The sequence below is a fragment of the Caballeronia sp. EK genome, from assembly GCF_014384845.1.
In the GTDB taxonomy this organism is placed as follows: Bacteria; Pseudomonadota; Gammaproteobacteria; order Burkholderiales; family Burkholderiaceae; genus Caballeronia; species Caballeronia jiangsuensis.
On sequence record NZ_JACSUE010000003.1, the window covers coordinates 333,622 to 355,595 of the forward strand.

Below are 21,974 nucleotides of genomic sequence, written 5' to 3' on the forward strand. Positions count from 1 at the left end.
ACACGCCATCGGCCGCCGCCGTTTCGAGCGAGGCGAAAAGCCGCGCATGGAGGCATCCGGATGGCATGGAGACATAAAAACCGCTGGTTCAGGCGGTGGCTCGTGATAATCACGTTCTGGTTCGTGCCGGTGCTGATCGTCGCGGTGAACGAGGTGCGCGAGGAGATGGCGTATAACAACGTCGATCTTCAAAAGGCGCTCTCGACCTGGGAGCTGACCGACGCACAGCGTGCGGCAGGCGTCGCCGCGCGCTGCCACGGCGCGCCCGACGAGGCCCGTGCCGCCGGCTGCCCCGAAGATGTCATCGCGGCTACTGCGGCGAAGCATCAGGAAGCGCTCGACGAATACGCGCATCGCAAGGCGACGCTCGCGGATTATCTGTGGCATGCGTTCGTCGGCTACTGGATCGTGCCCGCCGCCTTCCTGCTCGTGCTCGGCATGCTCGTCGGCGGCGTGAGGCGCGCGCTGCGCCGACCGCAGCATCCGAGCACATCTGCCTCCGAGGTAAAAACGACGACCCATCCGTGAGCGCGGGTCGGGTACGGTCGTTGCTACTTCTGCTTGCGGTTTTCTCGTACGACCTTAAGCAAGCTGGACGAAATTTATGCTTGTCTTGAGGGCGCACTTCGGGCGAAAACGCCGGTTCCATTTCGTTTGGTCGAAGCTTCGTCTACCCTAATATCAGGCGAAGTGTCGATCGAAAGTCGGATGTAATTTAGTGTGCTGCATGTCGCTTATGGGGCCGGATTCGGAGTAAGCTAGCTCCGAGCGTTTTCCCTGAATGGTGCGTAGCCTGAGAACCCAAGCGTGACAAGGCTTTGGGCGCATGGATCGGGGCTCGTGTTTTCAGGTTGCTGTGCTATAACTTGGCGTGCCTCACCCTCCCGCTCTATGGGGTTTCCTAAATTCCACGATGGAGAACAATGATGCAAAGACGAAACTTCATGCTCAAGTCGACCGCCGTTCTGGCGCTGGGAGGCCTCGCGCTTGCCGGCTGCACGGCAAACAGAAACGCCGGCAGTGAAGCGGCTGCGGGCGCCGCCGATGACCGGCGCTCCATCGACGCCGACGTCGACAGCACCATCCAGCGTCTCTACGCAACGGTGGGCGGCTCGCGTGAGCTGGTGGCGAAAGCGCGCGGCGTGCTGGTGTTCCCGTCAGTGCTTCAGGCCGGCTTTATTGTCGGCGCGCAATACGGCAAGGGTGCGCTGCGTGTCGGCGGCAGCTCCGTCGGCTACTACAGCACGACGTCCGGCTCGTTCGGCCTGCAGGCGGGCGCGCAATCGAAGGCGCTGATCTTCCTGTTCATGACGCAGGATGCCCTCGACAAATTCCGCAACTCCGACGGCTGGTCGGCGGGCGCGGATGCATCGGTGGCGCTGGTGAAGATGGGCGCGAACGGCGTGATCGATACCACCACGGCCACCAAGCCTGTCGAGGCGATCGTGCTGACCAACGCCGGCCTGATGGCCGACGTCTCGCTGCAAGGCACGAAGGTGTCGCGCATCAAGTACTGAGCGCGCTGCTCTTCCCGCGCGGCGAATGCAGAACCGCCGTGTGGTGCGACCTTCGGGCCGCGCCACACGGCGGTTTTTTTCTTCGAAGCTCGACCGATCAGGTCGTCGTCGCGCGATCGATCAGCTTGAAGCGCGTGCGCTTTTGCGCGCGCACGACTGCCTGATAGGCCTCCAGATATTGCCGCGCCATGCGATGCGATGTGAAGCGCTCTTCGAAGCGCGCGCGCACGCGTTCGCGCGACAAGGTGTGCAGGCGATTCACCGCGGCCACCGCGCCGATTTCATCCTCGACGATAAAGCCCGACACGCCTTCGTCCAGCACTTCCGGCACCGACCCGCGATTGAACGCGATGACAGGCGTGCCGCACGCCATCGCTTCGATCATCACGAGGCCGAACGGCTCCGGCCAGTCGATCGGGAACATGAGCGCATGCGCGCCCGACAGAAATTCGGCCTTCTGACTGTCGTTGATCTCGCCGACATACTCGACATACGGCAACTTCAACAGTGGCGCGATTTCGCGCTCGAAATACTCGTGATCGGCGAAATCCACCTTGGCGGCGATCTTGATCGGCAAGCCGCAGCGGCCTGCGATGCGGATCGCGGTATCGACACGCTTTTCCGGCGAGATGCGCCCGAGGAACGCCAGATACTTCTGCTCCACCGGCTGCGGCGTATAAAGCTTCTCCGGCAGGCCGTGATACACCGTGCTCACCCACTTCGCCTGCGGCAGCGGATGGCGCTGCGCATCGGAAATGGAGATCACGGGCGCGGTATTGAACGTATCGAATACCGGCTGTTGCTCGGGAAGATCGAGGCGGCCGTGCATCGTCGTCACGAACGGCGTGTCCTGGCGCTTGAAGAGCGAGAACGAGTAATAGTCCATGTGGAAGTGCAGGACGTCGAACTCCTCGGCGCGACGGCGCACCAGTTCCATCAGCAGCATGTGAGGCGCGATGCGGTCGCGGATCGCCGGGTCGAGCCGCAACGCGCGCGGCCATACGGCTTCCAGGTTGGCGCTGGTTTGCGAGTCGCCGGTCGCGAAGAGCGTCACGTCATGACCGAGCTCGACGAGCGCCTCGGTGAGGTACGACACGACGCGCTCGGTTCCGCCATACAGTTTCGGCGGCACCGACTCGGTCAGCGGAGCAATCTGGGCAATTCTCATCGTTCTCGTCTCCATGCGGATATCGACGTGCGGCGCAGACTTCATGTACCGGCCGCGGCGCGCATCGAGTATGACAGCGGGCCGTAAGCCGGGCCAACAAGGTTTGCCCTTACGCGTAATTCCGTCTCGCGCGGTTCGCCCATGCCTGTCGTGCGCCGGCAATCGCCAGCGTGCTGAACCCATTATCGAGGGCGAATGCGCCTGCCGTGGGCGTCTATTGCACTTTCATCGCTCTGTTACAGGGGCGAAACACTCGTTTCGGGAGACGGTTACGCTTGACCGTCGCCGCGCAGATCCGCGAGAAAGTCGTCGCGCCACACGCCCAGGTCGTGCTTGCGCAGCGCGGTCATGTTGGTTTCGTAGCGCTCCTTGCGCTCGGCGAGCGGCATCGCGAGCGCGCGCCCGATCGCCTCGCTCGTGCCGACGATATCGTGCGGATTGACCATCACCGCGCCGGTCATTTCATCGGCCGCGCCCGCGAATTGCGAGAGCACGAGCACGCCGGGATCGTCGGGATTCTGCGCGGCGACGTATTCCTTCGCGACGAGATTCATGCCGTCACGCAGCGGTGTGACGAGCCCGATCTGCGATTCGCGAAAGAGCGACATCAGCTTCCATCGGTCGTAGCGCTGGTTGAGATAGCGGATCGGCGTGTAATCGAGCCCGGAGTAGCGTCCGTTGATGCGCCCCGCTTCGTATTCCAGGTTTTGGCGGATCTGCTGATAGGTCTCGACATCCGCGCGCGTCGGCGGCGCGATCTGCACGAGCGTGACGTTGCCGCGCCATTCGGGAGACTTCTCCAGAAAATGCTCGAACGCGCGAAAACGCTCGACGAGTCCTTTCGAGTAATCGAGCCGGTCCACGCTCATGATGAGCTTGCGGCCTTCGAGGCTCTGCTTCAGGTCCATCACGTCCTGACGCGCTTCGCCGCGTTCGGCCTGTTCGGCGATTTCGTCCGGAAACACGCCGATGCGATACACGTTCGTCCTGAGCTTTCTGCCGAACGCTTCGACGTGGCCGTCGGGCGTTGCGGTGCCGTGCGCGTGCCGGACGATGTAGTCATGAAACGCGACGCGGTCCCGCTCGGTCTGAAAGCCGACCACGTCGTAGCAGCACAGCGACTTGACCAGTTCCTCGTGCGGCGGAATGTTCAAGAGAATCTGCGGCGACGGAAACGGGATATGCAGAAAGAAGCCGATGCGATTGGTGATGCCCGCCGAGCGCAGCGCTTCGGCGAACGGGATCAGATGATAGTCGTGGACCCAGATGATGTCGTCGGGTTCGAGCAGCTTGATGAGCTTGTGCGCGAGCCACGCGTTCACGCGCCGGTAGCCGGCGTATTCGTCGCGGTCGTAGACGGCGAGATCGTTGCGATAGTGAAAGACCGGCCACAGCATCGCGTTGGAGAAGCCACGGTAATACTGGTCGTAGTCCTTCTTCGGCAGGCCGACGGTCGCGAAAGTCACCGCGCCGTCCTGTTCGAGCTTCGGCCCCTGGTTCGCAACGGTTTCGCTCACCACGTCCCCGCTCCAGCCGAACCAGACGCCGCCGCTGTCCTTGAGCGCGCCGAAGACGCCGACGGCGAGGCCGCCCGCGGAGCCTTTGGTTTCGGTCGGCGTGGCGACCCGGTTGGATACGACGACGAGACGGCTCATATGCTTTCCTTTTCCTCTTCGAACTTTTCTTTTTAGAATAAACCCGAAATTTTCGACTGGAAAATCCCGCGCGGGTTTCCGTCGATGCCCTCAGTTCTTCCCGGTCGATGCCGCCGCATGCGCCCGTGGATCCGGCCCGCCCGGCTCGCCGCGGCTCGCGACCGGATCGGCGGGCGTGTTCGCCGTGCTGGCGGCATGCGTCGCGCCCTCGCGTTCGAGCGGGGGCGCGAAATCGACGTGACGGTCCTTATCCGTCGACAAATCCGCGCGCGCACGCGGCAGATACTGCGGATACGCGGCCTGCACGAAGTTCACGAGCCCTTCGCGCACGCGGCAGCGCAAATCCCAGTTGAGCGCCGAATCGAACGAGCTGACGAGCACGCGAAGCTGCATCGCGCGGTCGGTGGCGTCGGTGACCTGCAGCACCTGCACGCGGCCGTCCCATTCCGGCGCGTGCGCGAGAATGCGCTCCAGTTCCTCGCGCAGCGGCGCGATCGGCATACGGTAATCGACGTACAAAAACACCGTGCCGATGATCTGCGAGCTGTTGCGCGTCCAGTTCGTGAACGGATTCTCGATGAACCACTGCAACGGCACGATGAGCCGCCGCTGATCCCAGATTCGAATCGATACATACGTGCCGGTGATTTCCTCGACGCGTCCCCACTCGCCCTGAATCACGACGACATCGTCGAGGCGAATCGGCTGCGACAGCGCGATCTGCAATCCGGCGATCAGATTGCCGAGCACCGGCCGCGCCGCGATACCGGCGACGAGCCCCGCGACGCCCGCCGACGCCAAAAGGCTCGCGCCGATCTGCCGCACGCTCGGAAACGCCATCAGCGCCGCGCCGAAACCGATGATCACGATCACCACCATCACCGAACGCGCGAGCACGCGCGCCTGGGTGTGGATGCGGCGCGCGTTGAGGTTGTCGTCGGTGTCGAGCGGATGCGCCTGCACGATCGCCTCGCCTACCGCGCCCGCCGAGCGCATTGCGAGAAACGTGAGCGCGCCGATCAGCGCGACGGTTTCGACATCGCGCAGCACGCCGATGAGCGGCAGCGTATCGGGCGCCTCGAAAATCACGAAGCCGATTCCGAGGATGATGAGGAGGACGAGCGCGGGCTTGTCGACGTAACGCAGGACGACGCTCATCAGCGGATACGGCCGCGCGATGCGCACGAGAATGCGCGCGCCGATGCGATGCACGCCGATCGCGAATACCACCGCGATGGCGGCCACGACGAGCGCGCCCGGCCAGGTGCCGAGCGGCCGTTCTGCGAGATTCAGGAAGTGATCGAGTGGGAGCATGAGCGTCGCGAAGATCAGCTTCGTGAAGGTGGAGGCGGCGAAGTGAATACGCCGGCCGCATCGCACGGATGCGGATCGCCGCGCAATGCAGCGCGACGCCAGACCGCCCGATGGCGCCCCGGCGTCAAAAGACGATCAGCGCTCCGCCTTGCAGGGGAACGCCTTGCCGAGGCCGAGCGAGACCATCGTGGTCGCGTTGAAATCGGCCTTGTCGGGATTATTGGCGATGTACTTGCGCACCGCGTCCGTGAGTTGCTGCGGCTTCACGTCCGCCGGCAGACAGAAATACTGGCCGACCTGCGGCCCGGAGGTTCCGCCGATCGCCTCGATCGTGTTGTAGATGCCGTCCGCCGCGCCTTCGATATAGGCCGCGCAGGCAGTCCGCGAATTGGGATCCGTTTTGGTGCAGAGCTTGTTCAGATCGTTGCCGGTAAACGCTAACGCGCAGACGGGCGTCGCGAGAGCACAGGCGAGGACGAATTCCCGCAGCATGGTCTTCCTTTTATGTTGAGCGGCGGCTTGAATGGGGCAACGGGTTCGGGGCGATGCGCGGCCGCGCCTGACCGCGCGTGTCCCGGAGCTTGACTGTCGCGCTGCGCTATTTTGCACCGTTTGAGCCGCTTTGCGGAGCGCCGCCGCTCTGTGGCATCGAATCCAGACGCGCCTGCAGGCCTTCCGCGACGTCCTTCTCGTTGTACTTGCGGGCGAAGTCCACCGCCGTCATGCCGAGCTGATTCTTCACACGCAGATCCGCGCCTTCGTCGAGCAGCAGCTTGCAGGTCGAAAGATGACCGCCGCGCGCGGCCATCATGAGCGGCGTCGTGCCGTTGGGGGAACCGGCGTCGATATAGGCCGAATGATCGACCAGGATCTTCACGATATCGTCATGGCCGTTGGTCGCCGCGTAGTGCAAGGGCGTCCAGCCCTTCTTGTTCACTTCGGCGTCCTTTGCGATCAGGAGATTCACGAAGGTCGCGTCGCCGTTGAGCGCGGCGAGCATCATTGCGTTTTCGCCGGCGGGGTCGAGTTTCTCCAGATCGGTCTTCGAGTTGTCGGCGAGCAACTGGCCGACCTTGTCGGACTTCTCGCGTGCGGCGATCACGATGATCGGCGTGCCCGTGTTGTCGACCGTGTTCGGGTCCGCGCCCTGCGCGAGCTGTTTCTTGACGGCGGAGACGTCGTCGAACTTGACCGCCTTGATGAGCGAGTCCACGGACGCGGCCCAGACCGGCTGCGCGATCGCACAGGCCGCCAGCAGCGCGCCCGCGACGAGGCCGCGCACGGCCGCGCCTGCTCGTGCATTGCGGACATCGCGTGCACGGGAAACGTTTGGCACGCTCGCCACGGACGGGGTGGAAACCATCGGGGAATTGTTCATAGTGACCTTCGGATTGCCTTGAAACAGGTTTTTTTCGCGCGCGGGCCGGCTGCCCTCAGACTGGCCGCGCGATCTTGAAGAGCCGGAAGAAGTTCTCGGTGGTCGCCTCTGCGACGGCTTCTTCCGGCTGCTCGCGCAACTGCGCGATGAAACGTCCGACATAACTCACGTACGCAGGTTCGTTCGGCTTGCCGCGATACGGCACCGGCGCGAGATACGGCGAATCGGTTTCGATCAGCAAACGCTCGATCGGCACGCGCCGCGCAACGTCCTGCACGTCTTTCGCATTCTTGAACGTGACGATGCCCGAGATCGAAATATGGAAGTTCTGCGCGAGCGCCCGTTCCGCGATCTCCCACGGCTCCGTGAAGCAATGCATCACGCCGCCCGGCACGCCCGCGCGCTCTTCCTCCATGATGCGCAGCGTGTCGTCCGACGACGAGCGCGTATGGATGATGAGCGCCTTGCCCGTCCTGTGCGCGGCCCGGATGTGCGTGCGAAAGCGTTCGCGCTGCCATTCCATGTCGGCGATGCTGCGCCCTTCCAGACGATAGTAGTCGAGCCCGGTCTCGCCGATCGCGCAAACCTTCGGATGCGCCGCCAGTTCGACGAGTTCCGCGACGCTCGGCTCCTTCGCATCCTCGTGATCCGGATGCACGCCGACGGATGCGTACACGTTCTCGTGCTTTTCGGCGATTTCGAGCACGGAAGGCAGCGTTTCCAGATCGACCGACACGCACAGCGCATGGGTCACGGCGTGCGCGCGCATCTTGTCGAGAACGTCGGGCAGACGGTCGGCGAGCCCTTCGAAGTTGATGTGGCAGTGTGAATCGACGAACATCCGGTGCTCCTTAATACATGTGCTGCTGCGCGTGGGGCGCAAGTCGCGGTCAGGCCGTATGTCAGGCCGTATAAATGCCGCGATAGCCGATGAACAGTTCCTCGAACACGAGGCGCGCATTGAGCGGGTGATTTTCCACCGCGCGCTGCCGCGTTACGGTCTTCATGTAGCGTGCGAGCGCGGCGGGGTCGGCGCTTTGGGCGCAACGGGCGAGCGCCTTCGCCGCGCCGGGAAAGTAGCGCGGCCGGCCCGCCGTGCGCTCGGCGAGCAGATCATAAAGCCAGCGTTGCAGCCAGCCGAGCACGAGCGGCACCGGCAGCTTCTGCAGGTTTTCGCCGCACGCGAAGGCGTCGCAATTCGGTCCGGCGGCGAGTTGCGCGAGCGTGAAGTCACGAAGGGCGCGGTTCTCGTCGTTCGCCAGCGCAAGCGCAGCAAGCGGTGCGCCGCCTGCCTGTGCGAGCAGTCCCGCCGGATCGTCGACGCCCTGCGAGGCGAGCCACGCGCTCGCTTCTTTCGAAGGCGGCACGCTCATCGGCCACTGGCGGCATCGGCTGATGATGGTGGGCAACAGACGGTCGACGCGCGCCGACACGAGCAAAAACACGACGCCCGATGGCGGCTCTTCGAGCGTTTTGAGCAACGCATTCGCCGCCGCTACGTTGAGCGCTTCGGCCGGATACAGCACGACGACGCGCAGGCCCCCCCGATGCGAGCCGACGCCGCAGAAGTCCAGCAGCGCGCGCACCTGCTCGATCTTGATTTCCTTGCTGGGCGTGCGGGTCTTCTTGCCTTCGTCGCCATCGGCTTTGTCGGCGGATGCGTCGGCGGCGTCGGCACTGCCGGCCGCGAGGCCCGCGAGCGCTTCAGGCAGCACCGCGCGGTAATCGGGATGATTGCCCTGGGAAAACCACAGACATGCCCGGCAAGTCCCGCACGGCTCGCCATTCGGCGCGGCCATCTCGCACAGCAGTCCCTGCGCGAGATGTTGCGCGAACTGAAGCTTGCCGATGCCCGCCTCGCCATGCAGTAAAAGCGCATGCGGCCAGTGCGCGCGCAGTTGCTGGAGACGTTGCCAGTCGTCGTTTTGCCAAGGGTAGATCATCGATATTTTTCTATGTTAAATCAGAGGCTTGAGACTACTTCCTCAAGCTTTTCACGAATGTCTTCGATAGACCGCGTCGAATCGACGATGAAGAACCGCTGCGGCGATTCCTCCGCGCGGCGCAGATATTCGTTGCGCGTGCGCTCGAAAAACGCCTCCGACTCGCTCTCGAACTTGTCCGGCGCGCGCGCGGCCGAGCGTCGCTCGCTGGCGGTATCGGTCGGCACGTCGAAAAGCACGGTCAGATCAGGCTGGAAACCACCCTGCACCCAGCGCTCCAGCGCCTCCAGCTTGTCGCGCGGCAGGCCCCGCCCGCCGCCCTGATACGCGAAAGTCGCGTCGGTGAAACGGTCCGACAACACCCAGTCGCCGCGCGAAAGCGCCGGTTCGATCACCTGCGCGAGATGCTCGCGGCGCGCGGCGAACATCAGCAGCGCTTCGGTTTCGAGGTCCATCGGCTGATTCAGCAGGATGCCGCGCAGCGTTTCACCGAGCGGTGTGCCGCCCGGTTCGCGCGTCATCGCGACCTGATGTCCGCCCGACGCCAGTTTCGCTTCGAGGCGCTGGCGGAACCAGTCCAGATGCGTGGTCTTGCCCGCGCCGTCGATGCCTTCGAACGTGATGAACTTGCCGCGCGCCATTCATTGACCCCGGATGTATTTGTCGACGGCCTTGTTGTGGTCGCCCAGATTGTCGGAAAAGATGCTGCTGCCGTCGCCGCGCGACACGAAATACAGCGCGTTGCTCGCGGCGGGGTTGAGCGTGGCGTTCAATGCGGCCACGCCGGGCAGCGCGATCGGCGTCGGCGGCAGGCCCATGCGCGTGTAGGTATTGTACGGAGTGTCCGTCTGCAGGTCTTTTTTCCTCAGCTTTCCGCCGTAAGCCGGCCCGAGGCCGTAGATCACGGTCGGGTCGGTCTGCAGCGGCATTCCGATACGCAGCCGGTTCGCGAACACCGCCGCGACGAGCGGACGGTCCGACGCGCGCCCCGTCTCCTTCTCGACGATCGACGCCATGATGAGCGCGTCGTACGGCGTCTTGTAAGGCAGATTCTGCGCGCGCGTGTTCCACGCTTCGGTGAGGCGGGCCTGCATCAGCCGATACGCGCGCTTGTAGACGGCGAGATCGCTCGTGCCCTTGTCGAAGAGATAGGTGTCCGGGAAGAACAGTCCTTCGGCCGATGCCTTGTCGACCTCGGCCGCGCCGATCGCCCGCAGCAGGTCGGTGTCGGTCATGCCCGCCGTGTCGTGCGTGAGCGCGGGATTGCCGTCGAGCTCGCCGCGCATTTTTTGCAGCGTCCAGCCTTCGATGACGGTCGCGACATATTCGTTCACGTCGCCGCGCGCGATCTTCTCCAGCACTTCGTAAGGCGTGATGCCGCTCTTGAAAGCGTAATTGCCGGACTTCAGCTGCGCGGACAGGCCGAGCACGCGCGTCATCAGCACGAAAAGTTCGGGTTCGACGGGCACGCCGCCGCGGTTCAACTGGGCGCTCACGCTGCGCAGGCTGCTGTGCGGTTTGATGGTGACGTCGAGTTCGGGCGTCGACAGGGTCATCGGCCGGTTGGCCCACCAGTACATGCCGCCTGCGACGGCCGCCGCGAGCATCGCGACGAACACCGCCGCCACGACGCATTTCTTGAAAAAGGACATGCGAAACACGCTTGAGATAAGACCAATATAATAACTTGCCGCCTGCGTCAGAGCCGCTTTCTGCGGCTTGCGCCCAAACGATAGGATTGACAGCCCGCCCGCTCATGAATTCCCAGACCATCGCCCTCGCCGCTTCAGACTTCGAATCCGTCAAGACCGCCGGCGCGTATATGCCGCTCACCCAGTTCGGCGTGATCGACGTCAAGGGCGAGGACGCCGCCTCGTTCCTGCACAACCAGGTCACGAACGATGTCCAGCATCTCGATGCGTCCACCGCGCGGCTCGCGGGCTACTGCTCGCCGAAGGGCCGCCTGCTCGGTTCGTTCCTGATGTGGCGCACGGCCGACGTGGTGCGCCTCTTGATCGCGCACGACGTGCAGGCCGCCGTGCAGAAGCGCCTGTCGATGTTCGTGCTGCGCTCGAAGGCGAAGCTCACCGACGCGACTTCCGAAGTGGCGGCAGTCGGCTTCGCGGGCGACGTGCGTGCGGCGCTCTCCGGCATCTTCGACGCATTGCCCGACGGCGTGCACGTGAAGGTCGAAGGCCCGCACGGCGCGCTGATCCGCGTGCCGGATGCGGCGCATCGTCCGCGCTTTCTGTGGGTCGGACCGAAGGCCGATGTCGAGGCGCACATCGCGAAGCTCGACGAAAAACTGAAGCGCGTGCCCGAGCAAATGTGGGACTGGCTCGATATCCACGCCGGCGAGCCGCGCATCACGCACGCGACGGTCGAGCAGTTCGTTCCGCAAATGGTGAACTTCGACGTGCTCGGCGCGGTGAACTTCAAGAAAGGCTGCTATCCGGGACAGGAGATCGTCGCGCGCAGCCAGTATCGCGGCACGATCAAGCGGCGCACGGCGCTCGCACACGTCGATACCGGCGCCGATTCCGTCCTGCCCGGCGCCGAGCTCTTTCATTCCGATGATCCCGGCCAGCCGTGCGGACTCGTCGTCAACGTGGCGCCCGGCGAGCACGGCGGCGTGGATTGTCTCGTGGAAATCAAGCTCGCCGCGCTCGAAAGCGGCTCGGTGCACGTCGGCGCTGCCGATGGCCCCGCGCTCGGCTTCGTGCCGCTGCCCTACGCTTTTCCCGCCGACGCCTGAGGTCGCGCGCGCATGTGTCTGATCGTCTTCGACTGGCAGCCCGCGGCTTCCGAGGAAAGCGGCCGCGCATTGCTGACGCTCTCGGCCAACCGCGACGAATTCCTGCGCCGCGACGCCGAGCCGATGCACTGGTGGAACGATGCGCCCGGCGTACTCGCGGGCCGCGATCTGACGGGCGGCGGAACGTGGCTCGGCGTCTCGCGCGATGGCCGTTTCGCGGCGCTCACCAACTATCGCGCGCCGGGCGACATGAAGCCGAACGCGCCGACGCGCGGCACGCTCGTGAGCGCGTTCCTCGCGGGCGAGCGCGAAGCGCCCCTGGATTATTTACAGCAGGTGGCGCGGGAAGGTCATCGATATAACGGCTTCAACCTGCTGTGCGGAGACTTCACGCGGCGCGAGCTCGGCTGGTACGGCAATCGCGCCGATGCGCCGCCCGCGTTGCTCGACGCAGGCGTGCATGGCTTGTCCAACAGTCTGTTGAACACGCCCTGGCCGAAGCTCGTCGCGCAACGCGAAGCGCTGTGCGATCTGATTCACGCCGATGAACGCCCGTCGCTCGATGTGCTCATCGAGACATTGCGCGATCCGCGTATCGCGAACGACGAGCATCTGCCATCGACGGGAATCTCGATCGAGCGGGAGCGCGTGCTGTCGGCGGCGTTCATCGAAACGCCTGACTACGCGACGCGCAGCACGACGGCGTTGCGCGTGAAGCCGTTTGCGCGGGGGCTATCGCTGGAAATCAAGGAACGTAGCGATGACGACGGTTCGCATCGCATCGTGCGGCCGGGGGCTTTCGAGCGGGCGTTTGCGTTCGAGATCGAAGGCTAGGCGAATCACTCGAACGCCGCCCGCAACACCCTCACCGCTTCGGCATGCGCCCCGGCGACTTCCGGCACGAACCCGCCCATCTTGAAGAACTCGTGGATCATGCCTTCATACCGCACGAGCGTGACCGCCACGCCCGCCTTTTCGAGCGTGGCTGCAAACGCGATGTCCTCGTCATAGAGCGGATCGTGATCCGCCGCCGCGATCCACGCGGGCGCAACGCCTTTGAAATCCGGCACGCCGCCCGTCGCATCGAGCGGTGCGAAGCGCCAGTCGTCGCGGTCGCGATCGTCGCGCAGATATTGCGCAAAGAACCATTGAATCGTCTCGCCGGAAAGCAGGTAGCCATCCGCGAGCCGCGCGTGCGACGCGCTCTTCTGCCACGCGCTCGTGCCCGGATAGATCAACAACTGCAGCCGCAGATCGATGCCCGCATCGCGCGCGAGCACCGCGCACACGATCGCGAGCGTGCCGCCGGCACTGTCGCCGCCGATCGCGAGCCGCGCCGGATCGATGCCGAGCGTCGGCGCTTCGCGCACGAGCCATTGCAGCGCGTCGAACGCATCGTTCACCGCGACGGGAAACTTGTGCTCGGGCGCGAGGCGATAATCGACCGATACGACCGCGCAGCCCGCGTCGTGCGCGAGCTTGCGGCATAGCGCGTCATGCGTCGATATGCTGCCGACCGTAAAGCCGCCGCCGTGCAGATACATGAGCGCCGCGACAGGCTCGGCCCAGCCCGGCTCGACCGGATGATAGATGCGCACGCCGATCGTCTCGCCATCGCGCACGGGAATGCGCAGGTCCTCGACGCTGAACATCGGCAGCGGCGCGATGTCGAGAATTTGCGCGCTCATCGCGTACGCGGCGCGCGCCTGTTGCGGCGTGAGCGTGTGATACGGCGGTCGATTCGCGCGCGCGACCATCTCCAGGATTTGCGCGATCTTCGGATTGAGCGGCATCGGCGAAGTGAATGTCAAAGGGACACGATGATGCCACGAACCACGCCGTCAGCGCGGCCGTTTCAGCGACATCGGATCGGTTGGATTGCGCAGTTGCGCGATGTCGTCGAGCCGCAGTTGCACCGACGCCATGATGTTCGGATGCGTGATGACATAGAAGCGCCCTTCGCGCACCGCATCGAACGTCAAATGGGCGACGTCGCGCGCGGTGAGTTTGCCGCCTTCCACCGCCCGCGTGAGTTGACGGGCCGCGAGCTTCTGCGACGCCGTGTAAGGCGCCTCGTTGGCGAGCGCCTCGGGCCGCGAACGTTCGGCGTCGGCAATGCCGGTCGGCACGAACGCGGGACACAGCAGCGACACGCCGATCAGCGACGCACCCGCGAGCCGCAAGTCGTGATGTAGCGTCTCGGTCAGCGCGACGACCGCGTGCTTCGATGCGTTGTAGACGCCCATCGCGGGCGCGGCGAGCAGGCCCGCCACCGACGCCGTGTTGACGATATGCGCCGGCTCGTTCTGTTCGAGCATGACCGGCACGAACGCGCGCAGTCCGTTCGCGACGCCCATCACGTTCACGCCGAAAACCCATTGCCAGTCGTTCGCGCTGTTCTCCCACACGAAGCCGCCCGCGCCGACGCCCGCGTTGTTGAAGAGCAGATGCGCGCCGCCGTACGTTTCGAGCGACGCGCGCGCGAGTGCTTCGACCTGAGCTGCGTCCGACACGTCCGTCGTGACGCCGATCGCGTCGCCGCCCTCCGCGCGCACCGCTTCGACGGTCGCGGCGAGCGCGGCGGTGTCGAGATCGGCGAGCACGAGCTTCATGCCGAGCGACGCGCCCAGCTTCGCGAACTCGCGCCCGAATCCGCTGCCCGCGCCGGTGATGACGGCGACCTTGCCTTCGAATCGATCCACGTGCGTTCCTTCGCGACTAGACGAGCTTCACGAGTTGCTTGCCGAAGTTCTTTCCGCGCAGGAGGCCGAGAAACGCCTCGGGCGCATTCTCCAGCCCTTGCGCGATGCTCTCGCGAAAATGCAGTTTCTTCGTCGCGACGCGCTCGGCGAGTTCCTTGAGCGCCTGCGGCCAGATATCCAGATGTTCGTAGACGATGAAGCCCTGCAGCTTGAGCCGCTGCGTCAGGATGAGTCGGGGCGCGTCCATCGGCAAAGGCTTGCCGTCGTAACCGGAGATCATGCCGCACACGGCGACGCGTCCGAACGCATTCATGCGTGCGAGCACGGCATTGAGCGTGGCGCCGCCGACGTTCTCGAAGTAGCCATCGACGCCGCTGGGCGTCACGGCCTTCAGATCCTCGTAGAGCTTGCCCGCCTTGTAGTCGACGCAGGCATCGAAGCCGAGCGTCTCGACGACATAGCGGCACTTGTCCGGCCCGCCCGCGATGCCCACCGCGCGGCATCCGGCCGCCTTCGCCAGTTGGCCGACGACGCTGCCCACCGCGCCGCTCGCCGCCGACACGACGACCGTCTCGCCGGCTTTCGGCTCGATGATGCGATTGAGCCCGTACCACGCCGTGACGCCCGGCATGCCGACCGCGCCGAGATACGCGGACAGCGGCACGCGCGACGCATCGACCTTGTTCAGGCCACGGCCATCGGAGGTACCGAACTCCTGCCAGCCGAGCACGCCGACGACGCTATCGCCCACCGCGAACGCCGGATTGCGCGATTCGCTTACGACGCCCACGGTGCCGCCGATCATCACCTCGTCGAGCGGCTGCGGCGCGGCGTACGATTTCGCGTCGTCCATGCGGCCGCGCATGTACGGATCGAGCGACAGATAGTGATTGCGCACGCGCACTTCGCCGTCTTGCAGCGGCGCAAGCGGCGTTTCGACCAGCTTGAAGTTCGACACCGACGCCTCGCCTTGCGGGCGCGACACGAGCAAAATCTGGCGGTTGATGTGTGTCTCAGCCATGCGGATTCTCCTTCGCGGATTGTTTGGATCAGGCGTCGCTCGGACCGGGCGTCGCCTTCGGATCGGAACGCATCTTCTGCCTGACGATGTCGCGCCCGACCGCGAGCCGCTTCATGTATTTGAACGTGCCGAGCGCCTTCGCGACGAAGTGGCCTTCGCTGTCGCGGATCTCGCCTTCGCAATAGGCCATCGTCGTCGAACGATGCAGCACTCGGCCATAGCCGCGCAGTTCGCCGCGGCCCGGCTGCATGAAGTTGACTTTCATCTCGACGGTGACGACGCCTATTCCATCGCCCGCGACGCTGCGCGCGGCGAGCGCAAGCGCTGCGTCGAGAAGCGTCATCGTGACGCCGCCGTGCGCGATGCCCCATGTGTTCATATGCGCTTCCTGAAGCGGCATGCGCACTTCGCTCTCGCCGTCGGCGGCCTTGACGAGCTGCACGCCGAGCGCGTCGATGAACGGGCTTTCGATCGAAACGTTGCTTGATGAATCTGAAGAAGACATCGCGCTCACACTTCGTAATCGACGCACTGCCGGTCTTCGCGGATCGCCGCGACGAAGTCCTTCAGCGCCTGATGCTTCGGATGAACCTGATAGGCTTCGAGCGCGGCGTGGTCGTCGAAGTCGGAGACCAGCACGACGTCGTACGTGCACGCGAAACCAGGCTGCGCGGTGCCGACTTCGAAATGTCCCTGCCCCTTGACGATGCTGCGGCAGGTCTCGAGCTTCGCCTTCAGCTTTTCGGCGTTCTCGGCGCGGCTCGCGCCCTCGGCGTTTTCCTTCAGCTTCCACATGACGATGTGACGTAGCACGGCGACTCCTGTTGTCGAACGAGAACTGAAGCGTAGCAAAAATCGCCGTGCGGCGAGAAACGCGCAACCGTCACACGATTTCGAACAGCCCCGCAGCCCCTTGGCCGCCGCCGATGCACATCGTGACCACGACGAACTTCGCGCCGCGCCGCTTGCCTTCGATGAGCGCGTGGCCCGTCAGCCGCGCGCCCGAAACGCCGTACGGATGCCCGACCGCGATCGCGCCGCCGTTCACGTTCAGGCGCTCATCGGGGATGCCCAGCGTGTCGCGGCAATAGAGCACCTGCACGGCGAAGGCTTCGTTCAACTCCCACAGGCCGATATCGTCGACGGACAAGCCCGCGCGCTTCAAGAGCTTCGGCACGGCGAACACCGGACCGATGCCCATCTCGTCCGGCTCGCAGCCCGCGACCGCGAAGCCGCGGAAGATGCCGAGCGGCTGAAGTCCCTCTTTCTCGGCGAGCGTCGCGTTCATCACGACGCACGCCGATGCGCCGTCGGAAAACTGGCTCGCGTTGCCCGCCGTGACGACGCCGCCGGGCAGCGCGGTCCGAATCTTCGACACGCCTTCGAGCGTCGTGTCGGCGCGGATGCCTTCGTCGGCGGCGAGCGTCACTTCCTTGGTGAACATGCGACCCGTCGCCTTGTCGGCGATGCCGGCGAGCACGGTGATCGGCACGATTTCATCGTCGAACCTGCCCGCGGCCTGAGCCGCCGCCGCGCGCTGCTGCGAGCGCACGCCGTATTCGTCCTGCCGCGCCTTCGAGATTTCGTAGCGCTTCGCGACGGTCTCGGCGGTCTGCAGCATCGACCAGTAGATCTCCGGCTTGTTCTGGTTCAGCCAGCCATCGGTGAGCATGTGGCGATTCATCTCGTTCTGCACGCACGAGATCGATTCGACGCCGCCCGCGACATACACATCGCCCTCGCCCGCGATCACGCGTTGCGCGGCGAGCGCGATCGTCTGCAAGCCCGACGAGCAGAACCGATTCACCGTCATGCCGGCCACGGAAACGGGCAAACCCGCGCGCAATGCGATCTGCCGCGCGATGTTCATGCCCGTCGCGCCTTCGGGATTCGCGCAGCCCATGATGACGTCCTCGACGCGCGCCGGATCGATGCCCGCGCGTTCGACGACGGCCTTCGTCACGTGCCCGCCGAGCGTCGCGCCGTGGGTCATGTTGAGCGCGCCGCGCCACGATTTGGCGAGCGCGGTGCGCGCCGTCGATACGATGACTGCATCGGTCATGTTGTCTCCCTTGCTTTAATTGAGTATGTCTGCTGAGTCCACGCGCCGCACGCCGGCGTCGCGCATGTCCTGCCACGCGCGTTCGAGCGAGCCGTCGAGATCGATCGCGCGGCACGCGTCCTCGATCACGGTCACCTCGAAGCCCGCCGCGCGCGCATCGAGCGCGGACCATGCGACGCAATAGTCGGTCGCGAGTCCCGCGAGCCAGACGTGCTTCGCGCCGACGGTGCGCAGATAACCTTCGAGGCCGGTCGGTGTGACGCGGTCCCCTTCGATGAACGCCGAGTAGCTATCGACCTGCTCGTGATGTCCCTTGCGGATCACGAGCCGGGCATGCGGCACATGCAGATCGCGATGCAGCGCCGCGCCCTCGGTGTCCTGCACGCAATGAACCGGCCACAGAACCTGTTCGCCGTACGGCAGCATCATCGTCTCGAACGGCTTTCGGCCCGCGTGATTCGCCGCGAACGACACATGCGGGCGCGGATGCCAGTCCTGCGTCAGCACGACGTGCGAGAACGCGCGCGCAAGCCGGTTGACGATGGGCACGACTTCATCGCCGCGCGCGACGGCAAGCGCGCCGCCCGGCATGAAGTCGTACTGCACATCCACGACGAGCAACACGTCTTCGACGGGTTTCATCTCAGTCATTGAAGCGTCCATTCGATTGCGCGAGCCGGGTCACGAGCGCGGCGGGCTGCCACGCTTCGCCGTTGGCCTGCTTCGCGTACTTGCGCATCGCGCGCTCCACGTTGTAGAGGCCGATGGTGTCCGCATAGAGCATCGGGCCGCCGCGCCAGAGCGGAAAGCCGTAGCCCGTCAGATAGACCATGTCGATGTCCGACGCCTTGCTGGCGATGCCTTCCGCGAGAATCTTCGCGCCTTCGTTCACGAGCGCGAGCACGAGGCGCTCGACGATCTCTTCGTCGCCGATCTTGCGCCGCCCGACGCCGCGCTCGTTCGAATACGCGACGATCATGTCGTTGACGAGTTTCGACGGCGCCGCGTCGCGCCTGCCCGGCTGATAGTCGTACCATCCCGCGCCGGTCTTCTGCCCGAAGCGGCCCGTCTCGCACAGGCGATCCGCGACGCGCGAATAGTGCAGATCGGGCTGCTCCCGATAGCGGCGCTTTCGAATCGCCCAGCCGATGTCGTTGCCCGCGAGATCGCTCATGCGGAACGGGCCCATCGCGAAGCCGAATTTTTCGATCGCGCGATCGATCTGCGCGGGCAGCGCACCTTCCTCCAGCATGAAAAGTGCTTGCCGGATGTACTGCTCGATCATCCGGTTGCCGATGAAGCCGTCGCACACACCCGACACCACCGCCGTCTTCTTGATCTTCTTCGCGAGCTGCATGACGGTGGCGAGCACGTCCTTGTCCGTCTTCTCGCCGCGCACGACTTCGAGCAGCTTCATCACGTTCGCGGGGCTGAAGAAGTGCATGCCGATGACATCGCCGGGGCGCTTCGTGAACGCGGCGATCCGATTCAGATCGAGCGTCGATGTGTTCGATGCGAGGATCGCGCCGGGCTTCGCGATTTCGTCGAGCTGGCGGAACACCTGCTCCTTCACGCCCAGTTCCTCGAACACGGCTTCGATGATCAGATCCGCGTTCGCCAGATCGGAGAACGACAGCGTCGGCTGAATCAGCGCCATGCGCGCTTCGACCTTCTCCTGCGTGAGCTTGCCCTTTTTGACCTGGGCTTCGTAGTTGCGTCGGATCGTGGCGAGCCCGCGATCGATCGCCTCCTGCTTCGTTTCGAGCAGCACGACAGGCAAGCCCGCGTTGAGGAAGTTCATCGCGATGCCGCCGCCCATCGTGCCCGCGCCGATCACGCCGATTTGCGCGATGGTCCTGACAGGCGTATTCGAGGGCACATCGGCGATTTTGGCGGCCGCGCGCTCGCCGAAAAACGCATGCCGCAGCGCGCGGCTCTCGGGTGTCTGCACGAGCGCGAGAAAACATTCGCGTTCGAACGCGAGGCCACGCTCGAAACCTTCCTTCACGCCCTTTTCGACCGCGTCGATGCACTTGTGCGGCGCCGGGAATTGTTTCGCGACCGCCGCGACGCCGTTCCTCGCGAACTGGATGAAACCTTCGGCGTTCAGGTGCTCGATCTCGCGGTCGCGCACTTTCGGATGCGGACCGCCCCAATCCGCCGCCTTGCTCGCGAACGACAGCGCGCGGGTCAGCAGATCGCCTTCGACGAGTTCGTCGAAAAGCGCGGTCTGCGCGAGCGTTTCCGACGGCACCGGCGCACCCGACACGATCATGTTCAATGCCGTTTCCAGCCCGACCACGCGCGGCAGGCGCTGCGTGCCGCCCGCGCCGGGCAGCAGGCCGAGCTTCACTTCCGGCAGCGCGATCTGCGCGCCGGGCGCGGCGATGCGGTAGTGCGCGCCGAGCGCGAGTTCGAGACCGCCGCCCATCGCGACCGCGTGGATCGCCGCGACCACCGGCTTCGCGCTCTCTTCCAGCGCCTTGATCACGGCCATGAGCGTGGGCTCTTGCGTGGCTTTCGGCGTATTGAATTCGGTGATGTCCGCGCCGCCCGAAAATGCCTTGCCCGCGCCGATGATGACGATGGCGCGCACGTCGTCGTCATCGTTGGCGCGTTCGATGCCTTCTACGATGCCCGCGCGCGTCGAATGCCCGAGCCCGTTGACCGGCGGGTTATCGAGGGTAATGACCGCGATGCCGCCGCGGTTCGTGTAGTCCACTGCCATGAGTGTCTCCTGTCGACCGGATATCGGATTAATTGTGGGCGATGGGTGCAGAATACACAAAAAAGCACGACCGTTCAATTAATATGATTGCCTAGTGTCATGCAGACGCCGAATACGACGAAGCCCCGGCTCCGCGCGAGCGGACCGAGGCTTCGACGAGCGCGACTGCGCTAGACCGAGTTTTCCGTCGCGTCTTCACTGTATGCGACATGATCGGCCCCCTTCAGCGCCCAGGACATGCGATGGGCTTCCGGTCGAGCAGCGACGAACTTGCCGAACTTACAGCCCATAGCTCTCATGCAAGATTTCACCGACGCGCCGCGCTATGGCGTCACGCTCATCGCCGTTGAGTGGATTGTGGTTGCATGCCCATTGTTTCTTCTTCGCGAAGTCTGGAAACTTCGGAGCCTCGCCCCATTTCCAGTCGTCACTGAGCGCGTTCCTGCTTCTGCCGAAAATGTGATGATGCACTCTGCGATACTCCGCTACGTTCTTGGGTCCCGCAGGGTCTGCGCTGTCGTTTAGCGACCAATTTCCCGCTTCCCAATAATTCACGCACCCGCCGTCGAGTTGAGGCAAGACCTGGAGCATCGCGCGGCCGGTCGCTGCGACAAGGCATGACCAATGATACAAATCGAGCGGGGCGAGTTCGCTTCGCTCCCAGACCGATTGAGACGGGTAGACAATGAGGTGGCCACCATCCGCGCGATCACAGAGCGTGGTGGTTGGACTCGTGACCCGGCCACCGTGAAACGAAAAAACGTCGATCGCCATTCTGTTCCTCGCAATAGATGAATCGCGCGCCGACCGTTGTTTTGCCGGCAATCCGGCGCGCGCTTGCCAAGCTTGTTCAGCGAAGGAATTTCGCTTCGATATCGCCCATGTGTGCGTCGCCCTGAAGACTAATGATTTCCTGGACGGACGGTAAGGTTTTATCGACTTCGCGAATTCCTTCCTCTCGCCGTATCTTTGCAAAGACGGTTTGCATCGCTCCCACGGCTGCACGGATCGCATGATTTCCGTAGATGACGATACCGACCTTGCGAAGTGCCTTGATGTCTGATTCAGTCAGTTCAGGATATGCAGTCGGAACAAGTACCAGTGGCACGCGGCCGTTCCACGCATTGATGAAGGCGAGTACTTCGTCGGGTGTCTTCTGCTTCGAGTGGATCAGGATTGCATCGGCGCCGGCTTCTTCATATGCGGCGGCGCGGCGCAGCGCTTCGTCCTGCCCTTGGCCCGCGATCAGCGCTTCGGTGCGCGCAATGATCACGAAGTCAGGATCATGTCGTCCCGCCACAGCGGCTGCGACCTTTCCCTGAAACTCCTCGATGCGGACGAGTTCTTGCCGCCCTTCCGCACGCAAACTCGTATCCTTGGGAAATGTCTTGTCCTCCATCACGATCGCCGACGCCCCGGCCGCTTCGTACTGAGGTACGACGTATCGGACGTTGACGGCATTGCCGAAACCGGTATCGATGTCGGCAATAAGAGGAATCGAGGTAACCGAAGCGATGGCGCGCATCATCTCCAGATGTGTGCCGAACGAAAGAATGTTCGCATCGGGGACCGCATAGCTCGCCGCAAGCTCGAAGCCGCTACCCCATATACCATCGAAACCAGCCTGCTCGGCCAGCTTGGCAGATAATGGATTATGTGCCGCCATCGCCGTGAAGAGCCTGCCTTGGTTAAGTGTTTCACGCAGAAATTCATTCTTTGTCATTTAGGTAT

General features: G+C 64.3%; 23 protein-coding genes. 4 read left to right on the plus strand and 19 right to left on the minus strand.

The window, feature by feature from the left end; genetic code table 11:
* The first annotated feature begins 60 nt into the window (after nt 1-60).
* Together IAG25_RS10200 and IAG25_RS10205 are read left to right on the plus strand one after the other, a co-directional pair.
* On the plus strand, nt 61-528 hold the full coding sequence (locus IAG25_RS10200) for a hypothetical protein (protein WP_187604751.1): 468 nt from the start codon (nt 61-63) through the stop codon (nt 526-528).
* A gap of 398 nt (nt 529-926) precedes the next feature.
* The gene (locus tag IAG25_RS10205) at nt 927-1,517 is read left to right on the plus strand and encodes a BPSL1445 family SYLF domain-containing lipoprotein (RefSeq protein ID WP_035498938.1); all 591 of its coding nucleotides are present in this window, start codon (nt 927-929) and stop codon (nt 1,515-1,517) included.
* Nucleotides 1,518-1,614: 97 nt separating this feature from the next.
* On the opposite strand, the gene IAG25_RS10210 is transcribed toward IAG25_RS10205, so the two are convergent.
* The 9 genes from IAG25_RS10210 to mltG all read right to left on the minus strand — a co-directional run bounded on the left by IAG25_RS10210 (nt 1,615) and on the right by mltG (nt 10,627).
* The gene (locus tag IAG25_RS10210) at nt 1,615-2,685 is read right to left on the minus strand and encodes a glycosyltransferase family 4 protein (protein ID WP_187604752.1); all 1,071 of its coding nucleotides are present in this window, start codon (nt 2,683-2,685) and stop codon (nt 1,615-1,617) included.
* Between the two features lie 269 nt (nt 2,686-2,954).
* Nucleotides 2,955-4,340 carry an alpha,alpha-trehalose-phosphate synthase (UDP-forming) gene (otsA, locus tag IAG25_RS10215; RefSeq protein WP_187604753.1) on the minus strand — a complete coding sequence of 462 codons (1,386 nt, stop codon included), beginning with the start codon at nt 4,338-4,340 and terminating at the stop codon, nt 2,955-2,957.
* Nucleotides 4,341-4,430: 90 nt separating this feature from the next.
* A complete protein-coding gene (locus IAG25_RS10220) occupies nt 4,431-5,654 on the minus strand; it encodes a mechanosensitive ion channel family protein (protein WP_187604754.1) in 1,224 nt (407 codons plus the stop codon).
* 135 nt (nt 5,655-5,789) lie between these two features.
* Nucleotides 5,790-6,146 (minus strand): Rap1a/Tai family immunity protein, encoded by a 357-nt coding sequence (locus IAG25_RS10225; protein ID WP_187604755.1) that lies wholly within the window; start codon nt 6,144-6,146, stop codon nt 5,790-5,792.
* A gap of 106 nt (nt 6,147-6,252) precedes the next feature.
* A complete protein-coding gene (locus tag IAG25_RS10230) occupies nt 6,253-7,017 on the minus strand; it encodes an ankyrin repeat domain-containing protein (RefSeq protein ID WP_375336512.1) in 765 nt (254 codons plus the stop codon).
* A 70-nt stretch (nt 7,018-7,087) separates the two neighbouring features.
* On the minus strand, nt 7,088-7,873 hold the full coding sequence (locus IAG25_RS10235; protein WP_187604757.1) for a TatD family hydrolase: 786 nt from the start codon (nt 7,871-7,873) through the stop codon (nt 7,088-7,090).
* 61 nt (nt 7,874-7,934) lie between these two features.
* Complete coding sequence (locus tag IAG25_RS10240) at nt 7,935-8,975, minus strand: DNA polymerase III subunit delta' (protein ID WP_187604758.1); 1,041 nt, start codon at nt 8,973-8,975, stop codon at nt 7,935-7,937.
* A gap of 20 nt (nt 8,976-8,995) precedes the next feature.
* On the minus strand, nt 8,996-9,616 hold the full coding sequence (tmk, locus tag IAG25_RS10245) for a dTMP kinase (protein ID WP_187604759.1): 621 nt from the start codon (nt 9,614-9,616) through the stop codon (nt 8,996-8,998).
* Nucleotides 9,617-10,627 carry an endolytic transglycosylase MltG gene (gene mltG, locus IAG25_RS10250; protein WP_035498654.1) on the minus strand — a complete coding sequence of 337 codons (1,011 nt, stop codon included), beginning with the start codon at nt 10,625-10,627 and terminating at the stop codon, nt 9,617-9,619.
* A gap of 104 nt (nt 10,628-10,731) precedes the next feature.
* Between mltG and ygfZ the strand changes: the two genes are divergently transcribed.
* Nucleotides 10,732-11,730: a CAF17-like 4Fe-4S cluster assembly/insertion protein YgfZ gene (ygfZ, locus tag IAG25_RS10255; RefSeq protein ID WP_187604760.1), complete on the plus strand. Its 999-nt coding sequence runs from the start codon at nt 10,732-10,734 to the stop codon at nt 11,728-11,730.
* Nucleotides 11,731-11,742: 12 nt separating this feature from the next.
* The gene (locus IAG25_RS10260; protein WP_187604761.1) at nt 11,743-12,564 is read left to right on the plus strand and encodes an NRDE family protein; all 822 of its coding nucleotides are present in this window, start codon (nt 11,743-11,745) and stop codon (nt 12,562-12,564) included.
* Nucleotides 12,565-12,569: 5 nt separating this feature from the next.
* Here IAG25_RS10260 and IAG25_RS10265 read toward each other — a convergent pair whose 3' ends face one another.
* The 10 genes from IAG25_RS10265 to IAG25_RS10310 form a co-directional block, all read right to left on the minus strand.
* Complete coding sequence (locus IAG25_RS10265) at nt 12,570-13,523, minus strand: alpha/beta hydrolase (RefSeq protein WP_187605060.1); 954 nt, start codon at nt 13,521-13,523, stop codon at nt 12,570-12,572.
* Between the two features lie 48 nt (nt 13,524-13,571).
* Entirely contained in the window at nt 13,572-14,432 is an 861-nt protein-coding gene (locus IAG25_RS10270; RefSeq protein WP_187604762.1) for an SDR family oxidoreductase, read from the minus strand.
* Between the two features lie 16 nt (nt 14,433-14,448).
* On the minus strand, nt 14,449-15,453 hold the full coding sequence (locus IAG25_RS10275; RefSeq protein ID WP_187604763.1) for an NADP-dependent oxidoreductase: 1,005 nt from the start codon (nt 15,451-15,453) through the stop codon (nt 14,449-14,451).
* 28 nt (nt 15,454-15,481) lie between these two features.
* Entirely contained in the window at nt 15,482-15,958 is a 477-nt protein-coding gene (locus IAG25_RS10280) for a PaaI family thioesterase (RefSeq protein ID WP_187604764.1), read from the minus strand.
* Between the two features lie 5 nt (nt 15,959-15,963).
* Complete coding sequence (locus IAG25_RS10285) at nt 15,964-16,266, minus strand: Dabb family protein (protein WP_035498667.1); 303 nt, start codon at nt 16,264-16,266, stop codon at nt 15,964-15,966.
* Between the two features lie 70 nt (nt 16,267-16,336).
* Nucleotides 16,337-17,515, minus strand: a complete 1,179-nt coding sequence (locus IAG25_RS10290) for an acetyl-CoA C-acyltransferase (RefSeq protein WP_187604765.1) — start codon at nt 17,513-17,515, stop codon at nt 16,337-16,339.
* A gap of 15 nt (nt 17,516-17,530) precedes the next feature.
* Nucleotides 17,531-18,157: a bifunctional nicotinamidase/pyrazinamidase gene (gene pncA, locus IAG25_RS10295; RefSeq protein ID WP_255503648.1), complete on the minus strand. Its 627-nt coding sequence runs from the start codon at nt 18,155-18,157 to the stop codon at nt 17,531-17,533.
* Nucleotide 18,158: 1 nt separating this feature from the next.
* Nucleotides 18,159-20,243: a 3-hydroxyacyl-CoA dehydrogenase NAD-binding domain-containing protein gene (locus IAG25_RS10300; RefSeq protein WP_187604767.1), complete on the minus strand. Its 2,085-nt coding sequence runs from the start codon at nt 20,241-20,243 to the stop codon at nt 18,159-18,161.
* A 279-nt stretch (nt 20,244-20,522) separates the two neighbouring features.
* Nucleotides 20,523-21,017: a hypothetical protein gene (locus IAG25_RS10305; RefSeq protein ID WP_187604768.1), complete on the minus strand. Its 495-nt coding sequence runs from the start codon at nt 21,015-21,017 to the stop codon at nt 20,523-20,525.
* Between the two features lie 76 nt (nt 21,018-21,093).
* Complete coding sequence (locus IAG25_RS10310) at nt 21,094-21,966, minus strand: phosphonopyruvate hydrolase (RefSeq protein ID WP_187604769.1); 873 nt, start codon at nt 21,964-21,966, stop codon at nt 21,094-21,096.
* Nucleotides 21,967-21,974: the final 8 nt, after the last annotated feature.

What these genes read in the sequence shown, in the direction of transcription:
- IAG25_RS10200 (WP_187604751.1), top strand. Translation starts at nt 61, where the DNA reads ATGGCATGGAGACATAAAAACCGCTGGTTCAGGCGGTGGCTCGTGATA.
- IAG25_RS10205 (WP_035498938.1), top strand. Translation starts at nt 927, where the DNA reads ATGCAAAGACGAAACTTCATGCTCAAGTCGACCGCCGTTCTGGCGCTG.
- IAG25_RS10210 (WP_187604752.1), bottom strand. Translation starts at nt 2,685, where the DNA reads ATGAGAATTGCCCAGATTGCTCCGCTGACCGAGTCGGTGCCGCCGAAA.
- otsA (WP_187604753.1), bottom strand. Translation starts at nt 4,340, where the DNA reads ATGAGCCGTCTCGTCGTCGTATCCAACCGGGTCGCCACGCCGACCGAA.
- IAG25_RS10220 (WP_187604754.1), bottom strand. Translation starts at nt 5,654, where the DNA reads ATGCTCCCACTCGATCACTTCCTGAATCTCGCAGAACGGCCGCTCGGC.
- IAG25_RS10225 (WP_187604755.1), bottom strand. Translation starts at nt 6,146, where the DNA reads ATGCTGCGGGAATTCGTCCTCGCCTGTGCTCTCGCGACGCCCGTCTGC.
- IAG25_RS10230 (WP_375336512.1), bottom strand. Translation starts at nt 7,017, where the DNA reads ATGGTTTCCACCCCGTCCGTGGCGAGCGTGCCAAACGTTTCCCGTGCA.
- IAG25_RS10235 (WP_187604757.1), bottom strand. Translation starts at nt 7,873, where the DNA reads ATGTTCGTCGATTCACACTGCCACATCAACTTCGAAGGGCTCGCCGAC.
- IAG25_RS10240 (WP_187604758.1), bottom strand. Translation starts at nt 8,975, where the DNA reads ATGATCTACCCTTGGCAAAACGACGACTGGCAACGTCTCCAGCAACTG.
- tmk (WP_187604759.1), bottom strand. Translation starts at nt 9,616, where the DNA reads ATGGCGCGCGGCAAGTTCATCACGTTCGAAGGCATCGACGGCGCGGGC.
- mltG (WP_035498654.1), bottom strand. Translation starts at nt 10,627, where the DNA reads ATGTCCTTTTTCAAGAAATGCGTCGTGGCGGCGGTGTTCGTCGCGATG.
- ygfZ (WP_187604760.1), top strand. Translation starts at nt 10,732, where the DNA reads ATGAATTCCCAGACCATCGCCCTCGCCGCTTCAGACTTCGAATCCGTC.
- IAG25_RS10260 (WP_187604761.1), top strand. Translation starts at nt 11,743, where the DNA reads ATGTGTCTGATCGTCTTCGACTGGCAGCCCGCGGCTTCCGAGGAAAGC.
- IAG25_RS10265 (WP_187605060.1), bottom strand. Translation starts at nt 13,523, where the DNA reads ATGCCGCTCAATCCGAAGATCGCGCAAATCCTGGAGATGGTCGCGCGC.
- IAG25_RS10275 (WP_187604763.1), bottom strand. Translation starts at nt 15,453, where the DNA reads ATGGCTGAGACACACATCAACCGCCAGATTTTGCTCGTGTCGCGCCCG.
- IAG25_RS10280 (WP_187604764.1), bottom strand. Translation starts at nt 15,958, where the DNA reads ATGTCTTCTTCAGATTCATCAAGCAACGTTTCGATCGAAAGCCCGTTC.
- IAG25_RS10290 (WP_187604765.1), bottom strand. Translation starts at nt 17,515, where the DNA reads ATGACCGATGCAGTCATCGTATCGACGGCGCGCACCGCGCTCGCCAAA.
- pncA (WP_255503648.1), bottom strand. Translation starts at nt 18,157, where the DNA reads ATGAAACCCGTCGAAGACGTGTTGCTCGTCGTGGATGTGCAGTACGAC.
- IAG25_RS10300 (WP_187604767.1), bottom strand. Translation starts at nt 20,243, where the DNA reads ATGGCAGTGGACTACACGAACCGCGGCGGCATCGCGGTCATTACCCTC.
- IAG25_RS10305 (WP_187604768.1), bottom strand. Translation starts at nt 21,017, where the DNA reads ATGGCGATCGACGTTTTTTCGTTTCACGGTGGCCGGGTCACGAGTCCA.
- IAG25_RS10310 (WP_187604769.1), bottom strand. Translation starts at nt 21,966, where the DNA reads ATGACAAAGAATGAATTTCTGCGTGAAACACTTAACCAAGGCAGGCTC.